General features: G+C 41.2%; 22 protein-coding genes and 2 pseudogenes. 10 read left to right on the top strand and 14 right to left on the bottom strand.

The features are described from left to right. Window positions 1-146: 146 nt before the first annotated feature. Together HU824_RS09440 and HU824_RS09435 are read left to right on the top strand one after the other, a co-directional pair. Window positions 147-1,208 carry a leucine-rich repeat domain-containing protein gene (locus HU824_RS09440; protein WP_160246482.1) on the top strand — a complete coding sequence of 354 codons (1,062 nt, stop codon included), beginning with the start codon at window positions 147-149 and terminating at the stop codon, window positions 1,206-1,208. Window positions 1,209-1,400: 192 nt separating this feature from the next. Next, entirely contained in the window at window positions 1,401-2,627 is a 1,227-nt protein-coding gene (locus HU824_RS09435) for a transposase (protein WP_176468707.1), read from the top strand. A 63-nt stretch (window positions 2,628-2,690) separates the two neighbouring features. Here the strand turns inward: HU824_RS09435 and HU824_RS09430 are convergent, their stop codons facing one another. From HU824_RS09430 to HU824_RS09400, 7 genes are read right to left on the bottom strand one after another with little or no spacing between them, the layout of a single operon-like run. Continuing rightward, window positions 2,691-3,008 carry a hypothetical protein gene (locus tag HU824_RS09430; protein ID WP_148464657.1) on the bottom strand — a complete coding sequence of 106 codons (318 nt, stop codon included), beginning with the start codon at window positions 3,006-3,008 and terminating at the stop codon, window positions 2,691-2,693. A gap of 6 nt (window positions 3,009-3,014) precedes the next feature. Beyond that, window positions 3,015-3,239 carry a DUF3873 domain-containing protein gene (locus HU824_RS09425; RefSeq protein ID WP_160246483.1) on the bottom strand — a complete coding sequence of 75 codons (225 nt, stop codon included), beginning with the start codon at window positions 3,237-3,239 and terminating at the stop codon, window positions 3,015-3,017. A 13-nt stretch (window positions 3,240-3,252) separates the two neighbouring features. Further along, window positions 3,253-3,510 (bottom strand): hypothetical protein, encoded by a 258-nt coding sequence (locus tag HU824_RS09420; RefSeq protein ID WP_160246484.1) that lies wholly within the window; start codon window positions 3,508-3,510, stop codon window positions 3,253-3,255. A gap of 54 nt (window positions 3,511-3,564) precedes the next feature. Continuing rightward, window positions 3,565-4,896 carry a PcfJ domain-containing protein gene (locus HU824_RS09415; RefSeq protein ID WP_160246485.1) on the bottom strand — a complete coding sequence of 444 codons (1,332 nt, stop codon included), beginning with the start codon at window positions 4,894-4,896 and terminating at the stop codon, window positions 3,565-3,567. 12 nt (window positions 4,897-4,908) lie between these two features. After that, a complete protein-coding gene (locus tag HU824_RS09410) occupies window positions 4,909-5,346 on the bottom strand; it encodes a PcfK-like family protein (RefSeq protein ID WP_148464653.1) in 438 nt (145 codons plus the stop codon). Between the two features lie 23 nt (window positions 5,347-5,369). Then, window positions 5,370-5,597, bottom strand: a complete 228-nt coding sequence (locus tag HU824_RS09405) for a hypothetical protein (protein ID WP_160246486.1) — start codon at window positions 5,595-5,597, stop codon at window positions 5,370-5,372. 11 nt (window positions 5,598-5,608) lie between these two features. Continuing rightward, window positions 5,609-5,845 (bottom strand): hypothetical protein, encoded by a 237-nt coding sequence (locus HU824_RS09400; RefSeq protein ID WP_148464651.1) that lies wholly within the window; start codon window positions 5,843-5,845, stop codon window positions 5,609-5,611. Between the two features lie 303 nt (window positions 5,846-6,148). On the opposite strand from HU824_RS09400, the gene HU824_RS09395 reads away from it, so the two are divergent. The 3 genes from HU824_RS09395 (at window position 6,149) to HU824_RS09385 (ending at window position 8,494) form a co-directional block, all read left to right on the top strand. After that, on the top strand, window positions 6,149-6,328 hold the full coding sequence (locus tag HU824_RS09395) for a hypothetical protein (protein ID WP_148464650.1): 180 nt from the start codon (window positions 6,149-6,151) through the stop codon (window positions 6,326-6,328). Between the two features lie 317 nt (window positions 6,329-6,645). Beyond that, on the top strand, window positions 6,646-7,785 hold the full coding sequence (locus HU824_RS09390; RefSeq protein ID WP_369692698.1) for an ATP/GTP-binding protein: 1,140 nt from the start codon (window positions 6,646-6,648) through the stop codon (window positions 7,783-7,785). A gap of 4 nt (window positions 7,786-7,789) precedes the next feature. Continuing rightward, window positions 7,790-8,494 (top strand): RloB family protein, encoded by a 705-nt coding sequence (locus HU824_RS09385; RefSeq protein ID WP_068960217.1) that lies wholly within the window; start codon window positions 7,790-7,792, stop codon window positions 8,492-8,494. Window positions 8,495-8,981: 487 nt separating this feature from the next. Here the strand turns inward: HU824_RS09385 and HU824_RS09380 are convergent, their stop codons facing one another. Next, on the bottom strand, window positions 8,982-10,001 hold the full coding sequence (locus HU824_RS09380; RefSeq protein WP_176468706.1) for a hypothetical protein: 1,020 nt from the start codon (window positions 9,999-10,001) through the stop codon (window positions 8,982-8,984). A 428-nt stretch (window positions 10,002-10,429) separates the two neighbouring features. Here HU824_RS09380 and HU824_RS09375 point away from each other — a divergent pair, with 428 nt between their 5' ends. Together HU824_RS09375 and HU824_RS09370 are read left to right on the top strand one after the other, a co-directional pair. Further along, window positions 10,430-10,987, top strand: a complete 558-nt coding sequence (locus HU824_RS09375; protein WP_176468705.1) for a DUF4840 domain-containing protein — start codon at window positions 10,430-10,432, stop codon at window positions 10,985-10,987. A gap of 17 nt (window positions 10,988-11,004) precedes the next feature. Beyond that, window positions 11,005-11,886, top strand: a complete 882-nt coding sequence (locus HU824_RS09370; protein ID WP_176468704.1) for a DUF4377 domain-containing protein — start codon at window positions 11,005-11,007, stop codon at window positions 11,884-11,886. On the opposite strand, the pseudogene HU824_RS20035 reads toward HU824_RS09370, so the two are convergent. The 5 genes and pseudogenes from HU824_RS20035 to HU824_RS09350 all read right to left on the bottom strand — a co-directional run. Beyond that, window positions 11,881-12,186, bottom strand: a pseudogene (locus tag HU824_RS20035) (mobilization protein); the annotation flags it as partial. The gene HU824_RS09370 and the pseudogene HU824_RS20035 overlap by 6 nt on opposite strands. A 5-nt stretch (window positions 12,187-12,191) precedes the next feature. Then, window positions 12,192-13,016: pseudogene (locus HU824_RS09365) on the bottom strand (phage integrase SAM-like domain-containing protein); the annotation flags it as partial. A 428-nt stretch (window positions 13,017-13,444) separates the two neighbouring features. Beyond that, window positions 13,445-14,323, bottom strand: coding sequence for a PD-(D/E)XK nuclease family transposase (locus HU824_RS09360; RefSeq protein WP_176468702.1), 879 nt, complete (start codon window positions 14,321-14,323; stop codon window positions 13,445-13,447). Between the two features lie 89 nt (window positions 14,324-14,412). Beyond that, the gene (locus tag HU824_RS09355; RefSeq protein ID WP_246866997.1) at window positions 14,413-14,919 is read right to left on the bottom strand and encodes a DUF6169 family protein; all 507 of its coding nucleotides are present in this window, start codon (window positions 14,917-14,919) and stop codon (window positions 14,413-14,415) included. Then, window positions 14,916-15,071 carry a hypothetical protein gene (locus HU824_RS09350; RefSeq protein ID WP_168354386.1) on the bottom strand — a complete coding sequence of 52 codons (156 nt, stop codon included), beginning with the start codon at window positions 15,069-15,071 and terminating at the stop codon, window positions 14,916-14,918. The genes HU824_RS09355 and HU824_RS09350 overlap by 4 nt, the downstream gene beginning before the upstream one ends. 462 nt (window positions 15,072-15,533) lie before the next feature. Here HU824_RS09350 and HU824_RS09345 point away from each other — a divergent pair, with 462 nt between their 5' ends. The 3 genes from HU824_RS09345 to HU824_RS09335 all read left to right on the top strand — a co-directional run bounded on the left by HU824_RS09345 (window position 15,534) and on the right by HU824_RS09335 (window position 17,469). Then, window positions 15,534-15,698: a hypothetical protein gene (locus HU824_RS09345; protein ID WP_168354385.1), complete on the top strand. Its 165-nt coding sequence runs from the start codon at window positions 15,534-15,536 to the stop codon at window positions 15,696-15,698. A 186-nt stretch (window positions 15,699-15,884) separates the two neighbouring features. Next, the gene (locus HU824_RS09340) at window positions 15,885-16,922 is read left to right on the top strand and encodes a DUF3871 family protein (RefSeq protein ID WP_176468701.1); all 1,038 of its coding nucleotides are present in this window, start codon (window positions 15,885-15,887) and stop codon (window positions 16,920-16,922) included. 265 nt (window positions 16,923-17,187) lie between these two features. Beyond that, entirely contained in the window at window positions 17,188-17,469 is a 282-nt protein-coding gene (locus HU824_RS09335; protein ID WP_176468700.1) for a hypothetical protein, read from the top strand. Between the two features lie 127 nt (window positions 17,470-17,596). Here HU824_RS09335 and HU824_RS09330 read toward each other — a convergent pair whose 3' ends face one another. Continuing rightward, window positions 17,597-17,863: a hypothetical protein gene (locus HU824_RS09330; RefSeq protein WP_255260492.1), complete on the bottom strand. Its 267-nt coding sequence runs from the start codon at window positions 17,861-17,863 to the stop codon at window positions 17,597-17,599. Window positions 17,864-18,022: the final 159 nt, after the last annotated feature.

Raw genomic sequence — 18,022 nt, 5'->3', positions numbered from 1 at the left:
TGGACTTAAAGTCCGTCCAAGTTCAATGCCCTTGTCCGTCCTCTATTCCGTAGGTTTGAAGACCCCATATTTGGTTCCTTCAGACCAAATTCATTATTTAACGTCGCTATCCTCCTTAGTTCGACGGTATTGCAAAGTTAGTGAATATGCGTGAATTAAAAAAGCCATTAACTGAATTTCTTCAGGGGAAAAATCTCTTGAAGGTTACATCGATAAATTTACAAGGAGAAAATCTCTCTGCCATACCGGACATTGTATTTAAGTGCAAGAATTTAAGGAAGTTAAATCTATCAAACAATCAACTCGTTACAATTCCACAAGAGATTACATGCCTAAAGAAACTCAAAGTGTTGAATTTGAGATCCAATCGCATAACCCAAATACATGCGTGGATTGGAAAAATGAAAGCTCTAAAGACATTAGATGTTAGTCATAATCAAATTAAAACTTTACCTCAACAAATTCAGTTTATAAATTTAGAAAGACTTATAGCATCACATAATTTAATTACTACAATAGATGGAATAGTCATTCCATCTATAAAATATTTGGTTATCTCTCACAACAAAATTGAGAAACTATCACTCCACCCTTTGTTTATCAATCTGTCGCATTTATGGATAAACGGAAATCCTTGTGAGACGCAGATTCGTTCAATTATGAGCAATATTCGTTCTATAAGAAAGGTTTATCCGAAAGTGAGTGTAATTCAAGAAGATAAAACTCAAAACATAAGTAATGATATGCAGAAGCATAGAATCTTTATCAGCTATTCTCATGAAGATAAAAAATGGCTTGATACAGTAACTCTTTCTCTAAAAACAATATCGAATACTATTGGAGGAATTGATGTATGGGCGGACACCAGAATTAAAACTGGCGATAAGTGGAAAGATGAGATTGAAGCTGCGTTACAAAGTTGTGGTGTCGCAATACTGTTGGTTTCACCCAATTTTGTAGCATCTGACTTTATAATTAATAACGAATTGCCACCTATTTTGAAAAAGGCAGCTGCTAATGGTACACACATATTTCCAATATGCGTGCGAAAAATTAGCAATGTTGTTTTTAGAAATTCTAAACTCAGTGATTTTCAGTTCCTTAATTCACCAACTCAGCCATTAAATAATTGCGCTGAAGCTGAAATAGATAATTATATGTGTAAATTATTAGATGAAATCAGCGATAAATTGGGATTATCAGAATAATATGAACTCCAGCCGCCTGTGGCGGCCGAAATTTTAACAAAATCAGTGGCGCAACTCTATCACAGGGTCGCGCCACTTGTCATATTACAATGATTCGGTAAAAATTACCGAAGTAGGTGAAACTTAAGTTAATATGTCGAATTATCAAATACAAATGAATCGCCAAAGCGTTCATTATAAAAATCTTAGCGTATGAACGTATTGGCGATTCTCAAAGACTTCACCTTTCGGTGTAAGTCGGCATTTGAAAATACTACAACCAAGATGAGCAAAAGGTTCCTCAACTGGCTGATTTTAACAATACGCACTGTAGCGTTGATTCCGGGCAAAGTCAATTTTACCCGGCTGTCGCGCTATGGCGGTCGTACAGCCAAGACCTTTGCTTCCAATTTCAAAACATCCGTAGACTGGATGAAAGTCAACATAGGTATGGCGCAGGATTGTTTTGGGCCGGCCGATGACATGGCAGTGGCAATCGATCCGTCGTTCATTTCAAAAGCAGGCAGACTGACGTATGGCATAGGCCGTTTCTGGTCAGGGGTGGCACAACGTGTGAAACGCGGTCTGGAGATAATGGCAATTGGGGCAATAAGTCTGAGTAAACATACATGCGTGATGCTCGGTGCTGTCCAGTCTCCGAACTTCAGGACTCTTGAATCCGAGAAACAAATGTCAATGCTTGACTGGTATGTGGCACTTGTCAGGTCAAAGGCGGCAGAGCTGCTCTCACTGACGGATATTCTGGTTGCCGATGCCTTTTTCTCCAAATATGAGTTTGTAAATGAGGTGATTGGCATGGGATTCCGGTTTGTCGGGAGATTACGTGCCAATTCATATCTCAGGTATCTGGCCATACCGGATTCCTCCGCCCCGCGAAGACGCGGCAGAAAGAAAAAGTATGGAGAGAAAGTGGATTTCTCAACTCTTGATATGTCCGTGTTCACTTCATTCATATATGAGGATTCCAAAGGAATCAAAACCCGATGTCACACGGCGGTCGTACATTCGAGGGCATTGAAACGCGACATCCGTATCGTGGTCTGTCCGGTTGAAAACGGAGAGCCTCTTCTTTACTTCTCTACCGACACCGACATGAGGCCTGAAAAGATCATCGGTTTCTACCGCACCCGCTTTCAGATTGAGTTCGGTATACGCGATGCCAAGCAGTTTACCGGACTTCAGTCACAGCAGACCCGCGACAGGAAGCGGCTTGACTTTGCGTTCAATCTTTCCTTCACAGCCCTCAATGTCTGCAAAGAGGTCATAAGGAAGGATTATCCGGATCTTTCGGTAGCGCAGTTCAAACGGCTTATGTTTGAATCTTATCTCGCCTCAACAATTATTTCGACTTGCGGAAAATCTCCGCATATCAAAATAATTCAGAAAATAAATCATCGGTTGGCTCAGTTAGCGGCTTAGCCAAGGATGAACAACCTCAAATTTTACCGAATCATTGATATTACGATTTGGCAAATAATGTTTTTATATATAAAGGTGCATACCGGTTACATCTGAAAAGATGTCCTCAAGCATATCGCAATAGACACCTTCATAGGTCTTGATGTCCTTGATTTTGACCTCAAATGTCTTTCGGCTGAACGATTGGCGGTAGAACCGCATATTGTAGAGGTCTGCGCCTGCGTCATAGATGATTTCAAGGCGATTAGCCGATGTCTTGTTACGGCTAAGGCTCATTCTCAATCCGTTGCCGAGATTGATAAAGTCGTGACTTCCGGTCATTACCACAAACCGCTTTCCTCCGATTTGTTGGAGTATGGTTGCTGCTATCTGATTGTCCATAGTGCTTTATTTTTGAGTGTTATGTTTTTTGTTAAGCCATTCATCACGCTTGCGTCTGCACTCGGCGAGTGTGGGAGCTACACAAGAGAACAGCCCGTTGTCGGTATCTCGGTAGTCGTACATCACACGGCTTATCCGCTTGCCACGATGGGCAGAGTAGAAAGTTTCGTATTGTTCAGTACCGGGAGCTGTGGTTGTACTCACTCCGTTGGCCATCATTTTCGTTGCCATATTCATTAGTGTTTTAGAAATTTACAATCATCATTCGTTGGTCGAAGGTCTTGGCGGTATTGCTGACAAGGCGTTGTTTTACCCAAAAGTGGTGTTTGCCATAACCATATAGGAAATACTTGTTGAGGTCGGTACGCTCGGCGCATACGGCTACGGTTTCCCTCAATTCGGTTTCATTGCGTGTCAGCAATATGCGGTTTATGAGGTCTAACACAACCGCTCTTATCTTATCGTCAAAGTCAAAAATCAGACTTTCTATTATCACGTTCATTTCTTGTGGGGTTTTGTGACCTGCGCCATTACTGACGCAGGTCGGATTAAACATTTAGGCGGTCATTCTCTCACGGATTAACTTGGCGTTGCTGTTGACAAGGTTGATAATGCGGTCGTGGTATTCAGTGTCCTTGTTGTATTTGCCGTGGCACTGCACCACTTTGAGGGTACGCAAGTCAATCTCAACAGTTTCAACTATCTGTCCGTCAATTCTTGCTGAAAGTATTAGAGTGTTTTCCTTGCGGTAATATCCCGCTCCAAACACGCAGATGTCCTGCTGTTTCCCTTCTTCATAGTATTCTTCTATGCTTTCAAGCACCTTTATTGTCAACTCGTTGTCGGTTATTACTAATCCGAAGAACTTGGATTTTAAGGCAATGAACGTATCTTCATTTTCCTTTTCTTTGAGTAACCTCTGTTGCTCACGTTCACGCCTTTCTATTTCGTTTTGTCGCATTCTTTCTGCGACTTCCTTTGCTCGTTTGGCATTGATGCGTCGTGTTATCACATCGTGCGCGCCTTTGAGGTCTTGGGGACAGATGTTTTTGGGATTGCGAATATCCTCACCCAAATCGTTTAGCATACGGATATAGTCACACCACATTGAAATGTTGTTGAGAGTATATCCGTGACGCTTTGCAATTTTGTAGGAGTTCCAACAGATGTCACAGGTGCGCGGATTGGTGAGAAAGTATTTCATTATATCAACATCTCCAGCCTTCATCATAGTTTCAGCCATTGGATTGGAGAGTAACACGGCAATAAGACGGATTGGGTTGATGTCATAAAACTTGCCATCAAAGCCGTTGCGGATTACTTGCGGTAGCACTTTGTAACGGGGATACATCAACGCTTGTGCGCTCACATAGTCGTATGTGTCGGAGTTTGAGCGTACCTCCAGAGAGCTATCCCATACCCAAAGGTCGTAATACATAAATCCCATACCCCTGCGGAGTGCCACGACTGTAGATGTTCCATTTGGTGCTATCCATTGCTGCATAACCTCCAAAAGATAGAAACGGCAGGGTTCTCCCTTACGGCTCTCAAACTTAGCCATAGCCACACGATATAATTGATAACCTCGGCATGTAGTAAGATAACCGATATATGAAATTCGCTTGTAGGTGCGCTTGCGTGTTTCCTCTACTTTGAGTTCCGCTCCGCAGTGCGGACAATGGCAACCGAAAAGTGTGTCGGAAATTGTGCTGTCATCGCTGTGCCATTCGTGACCGCAATCGGGGCAGGTAATATTACCTTTCTTGGTGCGATAGGCGATATGTTCCATACCATTCTTATATGCCCATTCTGTTTGAGCCGGAGTAAGTTTGGGCAGAGTTGCTGATAGTTTTGCAACCTCTTTCTGTATCTTGGTCTTGGGTTTCATAGCAGTGCGGTGTTAAAAGTCAAAAAGACTGGGTTGAACATCTTGGGGTTTCTTTTCGGTGGCTTTCTTGGGTTGGATAGGCTTGCGCAGTTTTGCCATTTCTTCCTGTCGCAGACGCTCTATTGCGTCCTGTCGTGCCTGTTCCTTTTCTTCCTCGGTCAACTCTACCGTATGGTTTACCACCATTTGGCAGTTGATAGGTTTGCCCACCTCTATTTCATTTTCCTCGTAGTAGTGGATAGCCATTCCGAATATTTCATCATCGGCAAAGCCGTTGCAACCGCTTTTCTGCACCTCGTTGATTATGTAGGTCACGCAGTCTTCCACCGATTTTGAGGGATTGGAGAATTTGACAGCGAAAAGTGCGTCATTCTCTGCACGTTTTTCAAGATACTCGCGGATAGTGTCCTCAAATGCCACTGACCCTTTGTTTTGTCTGTTGCTTGCCATAGTCGTAATATTTTAGATGTGTATCAGAATGTTGCCAATATGATTTCCTCTCGGTAGGCGTTATGTTCCTCTGCGAACAGCCAACTTATGAACAGCTTGCGCCCTGCGGGTTTCAGCTCTCGGTATAGCTGACGGAAAAAAGAGATGTTGCCGTTGAGATAGGTTTCCACCATATACTCAAATATGTTGTCAACTCCGTAATACTTGGATTGCTGAACGAATGTCTTGCCGTGTCTTTTAGTTGTTGCCATAATCGTATGTTTTAGAGAGTTAGTAACCAATAGAGTGCTGCAAAGAGAGTGAGGATAGCAATGAGCCAGCCTACACCTCGGTATATGGGTTTGAACACCGCCCACATCAGCAGACCTATTATTGCCCCGATGATGATTGCAACCACTTTCGCCACCTTTGCAACGCCCTTGATTATGCGGTATTGATAGGAGGTTTGGTGAGCTTTGCCTCGACTAAAAATATTTTTATGTTGTCTTTTGGCTTTCATATCGGTGGGTGCTTTTTTTTAACTATCATGCGTCTAATGACAGTGTGGTAGTTTGAGTTGCTCGACGCTAAAAAGGCGTGTGTCGGCACAGGGAGCTGTTCGGGGCAGGACGGAACAAATACTACATCGCAGATGTGGAGATTTTTCCGGCATGGCACGAATGGCACCCAGACACACGTTAACACTGGCGAGCAACTCCAACTTTACCCACTGCCCAAAGGCGTATGAATAAAAAATGGCACCCCCGATATATCAGGAAAGCCAAACGACAACATCTAAATCCCCCTTGCCATTCCGTTGTGAATGGCAACAGTATTAGAAAAGAAAATGATGTGCAACTACAAGAAGAATGGTGCGGCACTTGCTGACGCACGTTTCTTCCAACTGTTGCACCTGCAATCGGAAAGTGTTACGGCGGTGAAAGTCAATACAGGCAAAGGCGTTGAGAAATCGGGTGAAAGCAGGTCAGTCGGGAGGAACTAACGGCCGTCACCGGGCGAAGATCCTTACGGCGCCGCAGAGAACCGAATTTCAGCCTTTGCCCATAGCCGTACAGCGGTCAATGGACATCAGGCGCAGCCCGTTGTCTTTTGACGGCTATACGGCGACAACTCCCGCCGCCGTAACTCTTTCCGATACCCCATAAATAGCCGGCAGAATTAAATATTTGAGAATTTTTCTCACATAACAAACTCTGGATGAAATTTTATTGTTATCTTTGCAGAAAATCACGATAGAGTATGTTAGTCAACTTTACATTCAAAAATTTCAGATCATTCAGAGATGAAATGACTTTAAGCATGGAGGCTGCTTCAATTCAGGAGCTGTCCGAAGCCGTAGTAAAGTCTTGTGATGAGGAATTGCTCCCTGTCGCCGTGATGTACGGGGCAAACTCAAGCGGTAAAAGCAATGTGTTGAAAGCATTGAAAGCTATGCGTGATGTGCTTCTCAACTCGGTCAAACTCAATCCTAAGGATAAACTTGATGCAGAACCATTCTGCCTTGACCTCACATCGGCGGAACAACCCACATCCTTTGAAATTCAGTTCACTCTGAACGGCTCCAAATTCAGATATGGCTTTGATTATACCGCCAATGAAATCCTTGCCGAATGGCTTTATGAAAAGCGTGTGGGCGAAAGAGAATTTGAACTGTTTTTGAGAAGCGGAAATGAGTTCAAAATCTCCAAGACACGTTTTGCAGAAGGTAACGGCAAACAAGATGCTACGCCTTCAAACCGTTTGTTCGTGTCGCTCGTGGCACAACTTAACGGAAAACTGTCGCAATCAATTCTTGATTGGTTTTCGAGCATCGAGTATATTTCCGGAATGGACGGAAAAGAATATGCCGGCAAAACATTGGAAATGTTGTTCCTGAACCAGCAAGGAGCAACCGAGATCAAACAACTTTTCACTGAAACAAACTTAGGATTCAATGAACTGGATATAGAGTTGGATGATTCAGTTGCTATGAAGATGAAGGCAGAAAGTGTCCATAATCTTTATGATGCAGACGGGACAATGGTAGGTGTCCGGACTTTCTCCACCGACAAGATGGAATCAGAAGGCACAAAGAAGATGATTGAAATTGCAGGACCACTTGTCGATGCAATTCTTTCAGGTAAAATCCTTGTGGTTGACGAGCTTGATGCAAAACTCCACCCGTTCCTTACACGCAAAATCATCGGGCTGTTCATGGACAGGGAGATTAACCGCAACGGAGCGCAACTTATCTTTGCGACACACGACACAAATCTGCTCAATCTCCAATATCTGCGCCGCGATCAGATCTGGTTTACCGAAAAGGATAAAACCGATTCAACTGAATTGTATTCACTGGTTGAATTCCGTGATGATGCCGGAAACAAGGTGCGCAATGACCGCAATATTGAAAAGGATTATATCAATGGACGATACGGTGCAATACCTTTTATGAGTTGAGAATATGGGACAGCCGCCAAAATCAAAAATCGAGCAACTCAAAAGGGAGAAGCGCGAGGCAAAGGCCGCCAAAAAGCGTAAAATTGCCACGAGAGATAAGATTGTGCGTTTCCTTGTAGTCTGCGAGGGAGAACGCACCGAACCTAATTATTTCAAGGAGCTTGTTAAAGACCGCTATTCAGAGGTACGTTCCGAAGAAATTGTAGGCGAAGGTCGTTCAACCTGCGCACTGGTAAAACGTGCTGCCGACATCAAGACACAGCTTGAACGCCAAAGGCAACTACCTTTCGACCGCGTTTGGGTAGTGTTTGACAAAGACGACTTTAATGATTTCAATGAAGCCATTCAGCTTGCATCAAGAAAAGGGATTTATCCGGCGTGGACTAACGAGGCGTTTGAGCTGTGGTATCTGTTGCATTTTGTCTATCTTGATGCCGCAATCTCCCGTGCAGACTACATAACCAAACTCGAAAACGAGATCCGTAAACATGACGGATATGCGAATTTCAAATACACGAAGAATGACCCTGGAATATATGCTTTGCTCCAAGCAATCGGCAATGAGAATCAGGCAAAGATAAACGCACAGAAATTGCGTAAATTCTTTGAACACTCTTTTGATTACAAAAGTCACAAGCCATGCACTACTGTTGATGTATTGGTTGATGAGCTTGAACACCCCGAAAGCATATTGCCCACGTTAGAATAGTCGGCTTAACGTAGATTTAACTATTGTGGTTAAATTTCTTAAAATGAACCTTTAAGGTTGGAATAGTGCCAAATATTCACTAATTTTGTAATAGGGTTTGGAAGCGTCCAAATCAGAGCAAGAAGAACAGTGTGCGCAGCAGTGCCAACATTCGTTACTAACTCGTTACTATTAAAATTTCGTCAATTATAACTAATTGATATAGCTATATTTGGAGCGTCAGGAACAAGTCCCTCCAGCTCCACAGTTAACGCTGATAACTAGCGTATTATACAAGAAACATCCAATTTTACATCCATAAATGTAAGATTGGGTATTGCTTTTTTCTTGTGGGTCTAAGGTCAAATTGAGAAAGACAAAAGGGAAAAAGAAGGGAAGAAATTTTATTTTCCCTTTCGTTCTTTTCCCTTAAAGCCTAACCAACATCGGCTCACAACTACTTCGGTTTAGTGCCGTATATATAAGGTACGGAGCTAAAGCGGAGCGACTATTTGCCGAAGATTTCCCGAAGTGCGTCAGCAAAGGTTTTGTTGCTTTCGCTTGGCATGTCGCTTATCGGCTGACGGTATTTCGAGCGGTAGAAGCTCATTTTGATGTCGAGGTTCGCAAGTATGCCATTAAGCCACTGTTCACGCTGAGGTGATTCAAGGGTATCAGCAAGACGACTGATAAGGTAGCACACCCGGACTTTCTCTCCATTGTTGATTTGGATTGGGTGTAAATTTGAGTGTAAATTGATGGCGTGGAAAAAATCAATGCTGTCCGTCTCAGCGAACTGCTCCCCATTGCAAACTTCATGTATATTAGCGATGAGACTTAAAGGGAAATAAGAAATCGCTTCCGGCTCTTCTTTCTTTGCGTCCTGCTCCTTTTGAGAATCCGAGTCAACATAATTTTCAACAACGGCAAGAAGCTGATTACATTTGAGGCTGATTCGTTCAAAAATATCGTTGCCGATATTTGACGTCATATTAATGATTGTCTTTCGTTCCTCGTTGATGGCATCCAATCTAACCTTTTCCTTGTCATATTCAGCTTTGAGCCTGTAATATCTTCGTTCAAGTACCGATATTTCACTTGGAGACATACTATTAAACGGTGTCATCTCATAGGAGTTGGAAGTCTCTATCAGATCTTTGTCTATTTTACGGAGTTTATATAGCTGTTCTTCTAATCTACATTCCACGCTTTGAAGGTCGTAGTCCCATAGCTGCGATAGCTTCATATCGTCAAGCAAGATATGATATGTTTTATAAGTGCCGATAACATTCTTCAAGCCAAATGATAGGCTATTGAGCATCAATGAGAATTTTTCGTGAGGTAAGTTCAGTATCGCAGAAATAGTCTCGTGCTCTATCGTTGTGCCATTAGGTATGGTGTCTCTAAACTCCACAAGAATATTCACATCTTCTTTGGATATACCTCTTCCTGCCACAATATTTGAGAATATCCGGCTAACACTCCCAACCTTGGGGATAATATGAGTCAGTGTTTCAAACTCGTTCATTTCATCTACGTTCTATATAAGTGTATAACGCTTCCAATCTCATAATGGTGCATTAATGCCCCCAAGAAAAGTCCATTATGGCACAAATCCTTCGGTGAAACTCAAAAGCACCTTCAAAGACAAATAAAATCACTCAAAGATAAGGGATTATCAAAGATAAATTAGTAATTTTGCAATTGAATATGGGGCAACCCATATCCAAGACATAGATAATCAGAAGCGTTATGCTTATCTTGTAAGTGAAAACGTAGGAAGTTTTCGACCGAGCAAGGATAGCATAGTGGTTCTCACGCATACAGCGTGGGCTACTATTGTTACATCTGCTCAAATGGTTTCCTACGACCTTCACTTAAGACGTGGCATAGTTGGCTCACGTTTCTGCATTATAAATCAATCTCTCTATTGAGCCATACGAGAAAGGAAGAAGTATGAAGCAAATAACCACAATTATTCTGTTGATTGCCTTGGTGTTCATTTCAAGTTGCAATAAGGATGAGCCAAAGTTTTCATCATCTGAAATTCAAAGAGCTCTTTTTGAAATGAAAGGCACGTATCATGGCGAAATGAGAGTTTCCTACTATCATGGTGAAACAATATCAGTAGGTAATGCGTGCAAGGCGGTTTCAAAAGATTCCTTGACAGTCAACATGGACTTGTCCTTAATGGCACAGTCTATTACAGATGAAGGGATTGCATCCCGACTTCGTGACATCGGAATAGTTCAAGTAAAAGCAGCTTATGAATTTTATCAAATGGATGAGCAAATATATAATTTCGTGTTGCATCCTAATGATGTGGTTTGTCCCGGTGGAGATGGTGCGCTCGAAACGGTAAAAATCGCTTTCGCTCAAAATTTTGGTGGCGATGCCGATTACTTTAATCATAGCATAATGTTCAATCTGTCTCCAACTGAGCTATGGGTAGGCGATAAGAAATACGAACAGTTTAAACAGCTTGTATATCATTTTGGAGGAACTTACGAATAACAAACACCATTTTCCATATGAAATCGCATTTTCTTAAGCTTCAATTCATCTTACTTGTCTCTCTTTTAATGTGTGCTTGCACTGACGATAACGAAGAAGGGAAAAAAGTAACTGATTATAGCGAATACACGCTCACGGTAGCATCTGTGAAACTACCCGGTGTTTTGACATCGAGTGGCAATAATATATTTGCTAACGTATATGCTGTTAAAAAAGATAACTCCAACGAGTGGGAAGCTCATGGCGATATTGCCAAGTTTGAATACGAAGAAGGATATGAATACCTAATACGTATCAGTAAAACGAGTTATCTGGATTATAGCATGGGAGACCCGGCATGGACTGAATACGAGCTATTGGAAGTTATATCGAAAGAACACAAGGACTCTGAGAATTTGCCTCCTCATTTCATCCCGAATTGGTATTTTGAAAAACATTGTTCGTATATTAATCCGGAATTTGCCTATGCCATTGACGCTGATAAAAAGGAGGACATTGAGAACGACCTTAAAACCGATGGTACATATAAATTTGGGGGATTGCGTTATTATATTACTATTTCCAATGTGAACAAATGGTTCTTGTTGGATGACGATATGCACACCGTTGGGCATGGCATTCTGATTAGGAAAAGTAAGGAACCAATGGAATTCCCTGAAACATATAAACTACTTCCGCCTGAAAGCAAGATTGCCGGATATGGAGAGTTCGTTTTTGTAAACGATGATACGGAAGACCCAATAATGCAATATGATGTGTTTATATCTGCTAACTCCCGAATGTATCAAACTATGGGTGTATGGTTATACAAAGATCTCACTGCATATTACCAAAGCAAATATCCGGAAGCCAACGTTAAGGCTGTTGCGATTCGCTACACTACGAAAATTGGTTCATAACGCATACCCTCGCCCTCTCTCAATCTTCCAATCATACCGACCTTCTGCAACATCGCCAACCTCATTGAGTGTATGGCGATGTTTTATTTCGTCAAATGGTTGCAAATGCTCCGCATAGTCACAGAGCCATGCACCTATTGCTTTCTGCTGCTCGGTGGTTTCTCCATAGGTCTGCATCACGTTCTTGATGTCGGCGGCTTCGGAGGGGGAAAAGAGTGACTTGTGCCTGTACGTTGCGAAATGAATAATTGCGTCAATGGCCCGCCTGAACACCTCGCTTGCCTTGTAGAGAATATCCGCGCACTAAAACAAAGGAAAAGAAAAATATCCCTCACACGCTCAAGATACTGTTTGGATTGAGGTATTGACAATGTGCGTATCCTTGTCAATTCATCGGTCGTCAGGAATATTACTTTCTTCTGCGTGTTCTTCATCTTTGGTTTGAAAGAGTCGAAAGCGAGATTGGAGTGATAGCCTTTTTTGACCGCCCACCGCAGATACCATTTCAGGAATGATATTTGCTTCCCGACAGTGAGGTTTCTCAAATCCGCAACCTCTCGCAAAAAGTCAACATAGTCATTTAGCCCATTTTCCGAGAAAAATTCAAAAGACAGTTCAACGTTATTGTTGGTTTGAAAATCGGTCAAATGATTTTTGACAGTCTTGAATTTTTGATGAGTGGCGTGTGTCCAGTTGTTCAATCGACCGTTTTCTTTGACAAATTCATCATATAGCTCCCAAAACGAGAGTTTGGCTTCAACGGTTTCAGTTGGTTTTTCCTCAGAGGTGTGAGCTTTTGTCCTCTCGCTGAAAGCTGATTTTATTTGCCCCGGAGTCGGCATGGTTTCAGCGACCTCAAACTCTTTGAATATATTTTGTACTATGGTGTAGAGATTGAGCAAATCCGCATTAATCTCTGCCGAGCTTTGTTTCAGCTTGTTCGTACATCCATTCTTTACACGCTGCTTGTCAGCATCCCATTTGGCGACATCAATACGGTAGCCAGTAGAAAAGTCTATGCGTTTGCCACCGAAGATGACACGCATACGGATTGGGACATTCTCAACGATTGTCACACCGTCTTTCTTTCTACATTCGGGAGAGAAAATGATATTTCGTTTGATATTCATGTTTGGGTGTGCTTGATTTTTACACCCAAAATTACACCCAATTTTTGATATATGCAAATACCATCCTTGAAATCGCATTTTAATTACCTATTGTATTAACCTATTAATCAATAGCAATTTGATAAATAATGAACATCTGTGATTATATAGATTAAAGAGCCTCCAGCTCCACAGCTAAATTTGAAAACCGCTGATTTTCAGCGGTATTTGATTTTGTAAAATCAAATACTCCCCCTTTTACTCCCCCTGTTTTTATATTCATTTAACTAGTTCCTGTTAAATACCATAAAAAATGAACTTATTTCTTGATTAGATTGGGACTTGATGCTTTTATTATTATGTGTAGATTACTTGTTTCATAAACAAAAAGAGGAACCATACGTAATCTATTGTATAGTTCCTCCTAAATACGATGTAAAAAGTTTATATTATAGTTTTTCAATCTCTTCTTTAGACAATCCAGTAGCTCCAATAATTAATTCCATTGCGGTTCCTGATGACTTTAGATAACGGGCGACTTTGATAGCCTTCTTTCTTTCTCCTTCTTCAATCCCTTCCGCTCTTCCTTCTTCACGTTCAGTATTGATATTATCACGAAGGATTACAATATTATCCAGATGACGGTAATAGGCAGCAAGCTCATTCTTAGTCATGCTATCCAGTTTCAACCTTTCACGAGCCTCCTCAAGACCGGGAGCTGTAGCAGTGGAAGGAATTTCTCCTGTGTTAAGATAGTAGATCCATTCTTCCAGGGGACTTTTCGCTACCTGATTGAAACCGTTTACCTTCAGGATATAGTATTCGGGATATAACTGGCTTACCGTATCCACCTTGAATGTCTGCTTCTGGAATGGAGTGAGTTCTAGAAGATCGTTGGTGTGGATGCCTCTGAATTCCGTCTTCCCATGATAAACAAAATCAGTTCCATGTCCCAGAGAGAAATAGACTATATTGACGCTATATACCTTACAGACCTTGTCATAGCTTTCTCCCCTATTGATATACTCGGTCACCAGCTTGGAAGTACCGAACAACATACGCTGGAAGTAGGCGTATTCATTATTGTTCTGCACCTCTATCAACACCAGTTCACCCTTGGAATTCTCGGCAAGCATATCAACACGGTTATACTTGTCATACTCATCCTCCTGATTGCTTTCACTTTCCAGGAGTCGCTGAATAATAATTTTCTCACCCAATAACGTAGTGAGCAGACCTTCAAGGACACTGAAGTTCGCCTTGTTCCTGAGCAGACGTTTCATAGCCCAGTCAAAACGGATTATCTGATTCTTATTGTTGCTATTCATAATTGTCTAATATATTGGTTACTACAAAGGTAAACAAAAAGATTCAGAGTACCAAAAAGCAGACCCATTCTCTTCCATTCCCTATCCTGTCATTCAGGTTTTTGACTGAGCAGTTGGATGGATTCTGTAAATTCAGCTATAATCTCCGTCAAATCAGGATTGTCATTACGGAGAATTATCGTTGCAAAGTTTACGACACCTTCTTCATCAACAATCGAAGATGAAATCATTGTAAACAGAGCCTTCCGATTATAAGTGGAAAACCAATACTCAAACAACCGGTTACGCATACTTTGCCTGCTGTCACCAGTCTCGCAGATATAGAGCAATGTTGAGTTGTTATTTCTGAAAAATTCATCAACGATGGCAATAATGGTATCGCGTCCTTTACGGTCACGGGGAGACTTATGGTTATTGATATTGGCTATAATCAATTGATATGAGTTCCGTGACAGTAAAATATCATCTTCCATAAAACCTACGGGATAATGTACTTCTTCATCCGTAAAGAACTGATAAAATCCATCTTCTCCAGCAGTTTCTACCGGATATGAAGAATTTTCGTTAATGTGTTTCAGTGAAAGAAGCTGTTTCATAATGCAAAAAAAGTATCTGCTTCCTTACCGGTACGTTTTTTATAGGTCTCCTTCATTGATTTTTCCAATTTAGCGAGACAAACACGTTTTTTTTCTCTTGCTGCCTGAAATTTGGCTAAAGTCTCTTCTTTCGTTGCTTTTGTTTTTACCATAACATCTGTCCTTTCCTTCTGCAAAGATAATACTTTTTATTGAGAATCAGAGGCTTTTACAGAGTCTTATCTAATCTATACTTTCTCCATTTTCAATCCCCTCAAATCCTTATATATGATAAAAAGCTTGGAGCATTATTCAGCACTGCAATGAAGAGTGCGTTAGCTTCAAGCATTAATGAAAATAAATAATTACCGGGTTAACTCTAATTTCAGATAATGGTTAGAAATTTAATTCGATGGCTAGGAAATCGGGAGTAGTTGTAGCAGCTTTAGTCTCTATATACAAAACCGAACGGAATAGCGGAAAGTCAAGTCAGAGCGAGGAACTGTGACGACGGCTTTTCATTTTTTTTCTTCTCCCCCTTCCTTGATTTCCCTTCAAAGCCTTATATATGAGAAAAGTATATAAGAGAAATAGAGAATAGAAACATAATTACTAACAATTTAAAACTAAGAGACATGGGAAATTTAATTGAAGGATTGAAGGTCGCAGCTTATGTGGCCGAAATTATCGTGGCAGGTTCCGTAGTAATTGAGCTTGCAGAAAAGTATGGTGGCAAATTCGGAAAAAAGAAGATTGCCACGGGTGAGGTCAAGGCCGTTGATGCTGCGACTGAAAACTGATAGAACGTCTGTGAATGGATTATGACAAGAAAGCGGACGTGATAATAACAATATTGGAGGTAGCAACTTCAATACTCAAAGGAATAAAGAAGCTAAGAGGTATATTCATAAAAGCAAAGAAATGACACCTCTTGGCTTTTTGTTTTTTCACCGCATTTTATTAACCGACTAAAAAATAGCAAGAGTATGGAAACAATGACTAATGAACTTACTGTCATTCCAAGAACAATCGGAATGGTAACAAGAATGATGGATGCAGTTAATATCGAAGATGCTGTAATCGTATCTGAAGAAGAACAGAAAGAGCATCCTAATTTTATTGAGAGTAACACTTCGGGCATTACACTTGAAGAACTTGAAAGGAACTGTATTGTACCCAGCTTCGGAGACAACCGGCTAACAATCAGCCACCAGAAATTTATCCACCAGGTAGAAGATGCCGCAAGAATGTATTTTACCGGTGAGAACTTTGGAAACACAGAAATCAGAGTTTCACATAAAATTTTGGGCAGAGTACCAAGTGCATTGACCAAGAGGAAGGAGGAACTTAAACCTGAAGACGAGACCATCTACTACCAGAGAATGGTCTTCTGTTTTCATATCCGTTCCATGAGCAGAATGATGAACGGAGAGGAAGTCCATTTATGTATCGGAGGTGTAAGAAGCCTGAACGAGGAAAACTTATACGCCCGAAAATCCCCCGAGAAATTCAAGATCTTTATCGGATGGAGAGTAAAGGTTTGCAGTAATATGATGTTGACAAATGATGGCTTGACCGGACGACTGGAAGTGATGAGTGATGCAGATATATACAGTTCAGCACTCAGACTATTCCAGGATTTCAAACCGGATCAAAATTTGAGATTACTTGAAAACCTGGGAAGAACGAAGATTTCACAAGAGCGGTTCTGTCAGATCATCGGGCGTTTGAGATTGTATCAAGCTTTACCCGCTTCACAACTTAGAGAACTGCCGAAGGTAATCTTGGGTGATTCCAATGTCAATGCAGCTACGAAAGGCTACATAGAGAATCCTAATTTCGGGTTACGCGGCAGGGATAATATTTCATGCTGGAATCTGATGCAGCTTCTTAATGACGCCGCCAAACAATCCTACATAGACAAGTTCCTGGAGAGAAATCAGAATTGCACTGATTTTGCAGTTGGTATCCAGAAAGCCTTGAACGGTGAGGATACGGAGAACTACGGATGGTTTTTGAGTTAGACAACTCACAAGGGAGAAAGAACTAAAATATGGCAAACCGATTCTTTCTCCCTTTTTTGTTGAACCCTTTGACAGGTATATGATATGGAAGTGAATGATATTATGACATACATAGACAGATTGCTGCAAGGCTGTTCTGATAAAAGATGTGCCGAGATTCTAAAGGAAGTAACGGAGGAATGTCAGTCACGTATAGATGAATGTAAGAAAGGTGCTTATTCTAAATCATTGCAATAGGAATAATATATAAACAATAATGAATATCATGGAAAGATACGAATTGGAAAACAGCAGGGAATTCAAGGCTGCAAAAGAACTTGAACATGCCCTGAACGACTATGGGTGGAATGAGAAAAGGTTCGCCATTGCAGTTACCACATTCCACAGGACCCTGCAACAGACCTTATTCAGAAGTATGGTTGAAGTGATTAAGATTATGGGAAGTGAAGGTTACGGATATGACCTGAGGAACGGGGCTTCCCATGAGATATGTAAGAAGATAGTGGAATCAGGAGTTCTGGAGGACGAGACGATACCATTCATCTGAAACGGTTGAGACATACCGAACTAATATTCCGGGGAGGGATATTTCCGATAAAAAGGAAGTATCCCTCCTTTTTTATTTACCGACAATTTAAAATTCAGAAGATTATGTTATTCTATAATTTTTATGGTTATGAAGAATTCAAGGCCCGTTTCGGACTTGAAAAGAGAGGAAATGGTGTGGCATTGTTAATCTCACGGGCATAGACAATCTTCCCACCGATTTTATGGGTCGTATTACTTTTCACCAGTTGTTTGTCACTATCCCATTTTAAAGGATCAATAGTATAACCAACCGAGAAACCGACTTCATTCTTCTTGCTGTTCCATCTTACCCGAATCATTACCTGCCCGTTCTTCATTACATAGGCTCTTGTGCTAAAATTTGTCTTTTTCATACGTTTTATTTAATTTTACCGCGAATCTAAAGATAATAGTCCGTTAAAAATTCACCATATCGGCTAAGCGGCTTCTGCCACTATGCCAAAGAGTTCTTTGATAAGTTTAGTATTAAAAGTTCTGTTCGGTTTCAGACCGGACCTGCTAAAAATTCTTTT

The organism is Bacteroides sp. L10-4, from assembly GCF_013373675.1.
In the GTDB taxonomy this organism is placed as follows: Bacteria; Bacteroidota; Bacteroidia; order Bacteroidales; family Bacteroidaceae; genus Bacteroides; species Bacteroides muris.
Note: the sequence above shows the minus strand (reverse complement) of the source record. Positions and strands in the feature narration are given on the sequence as shown.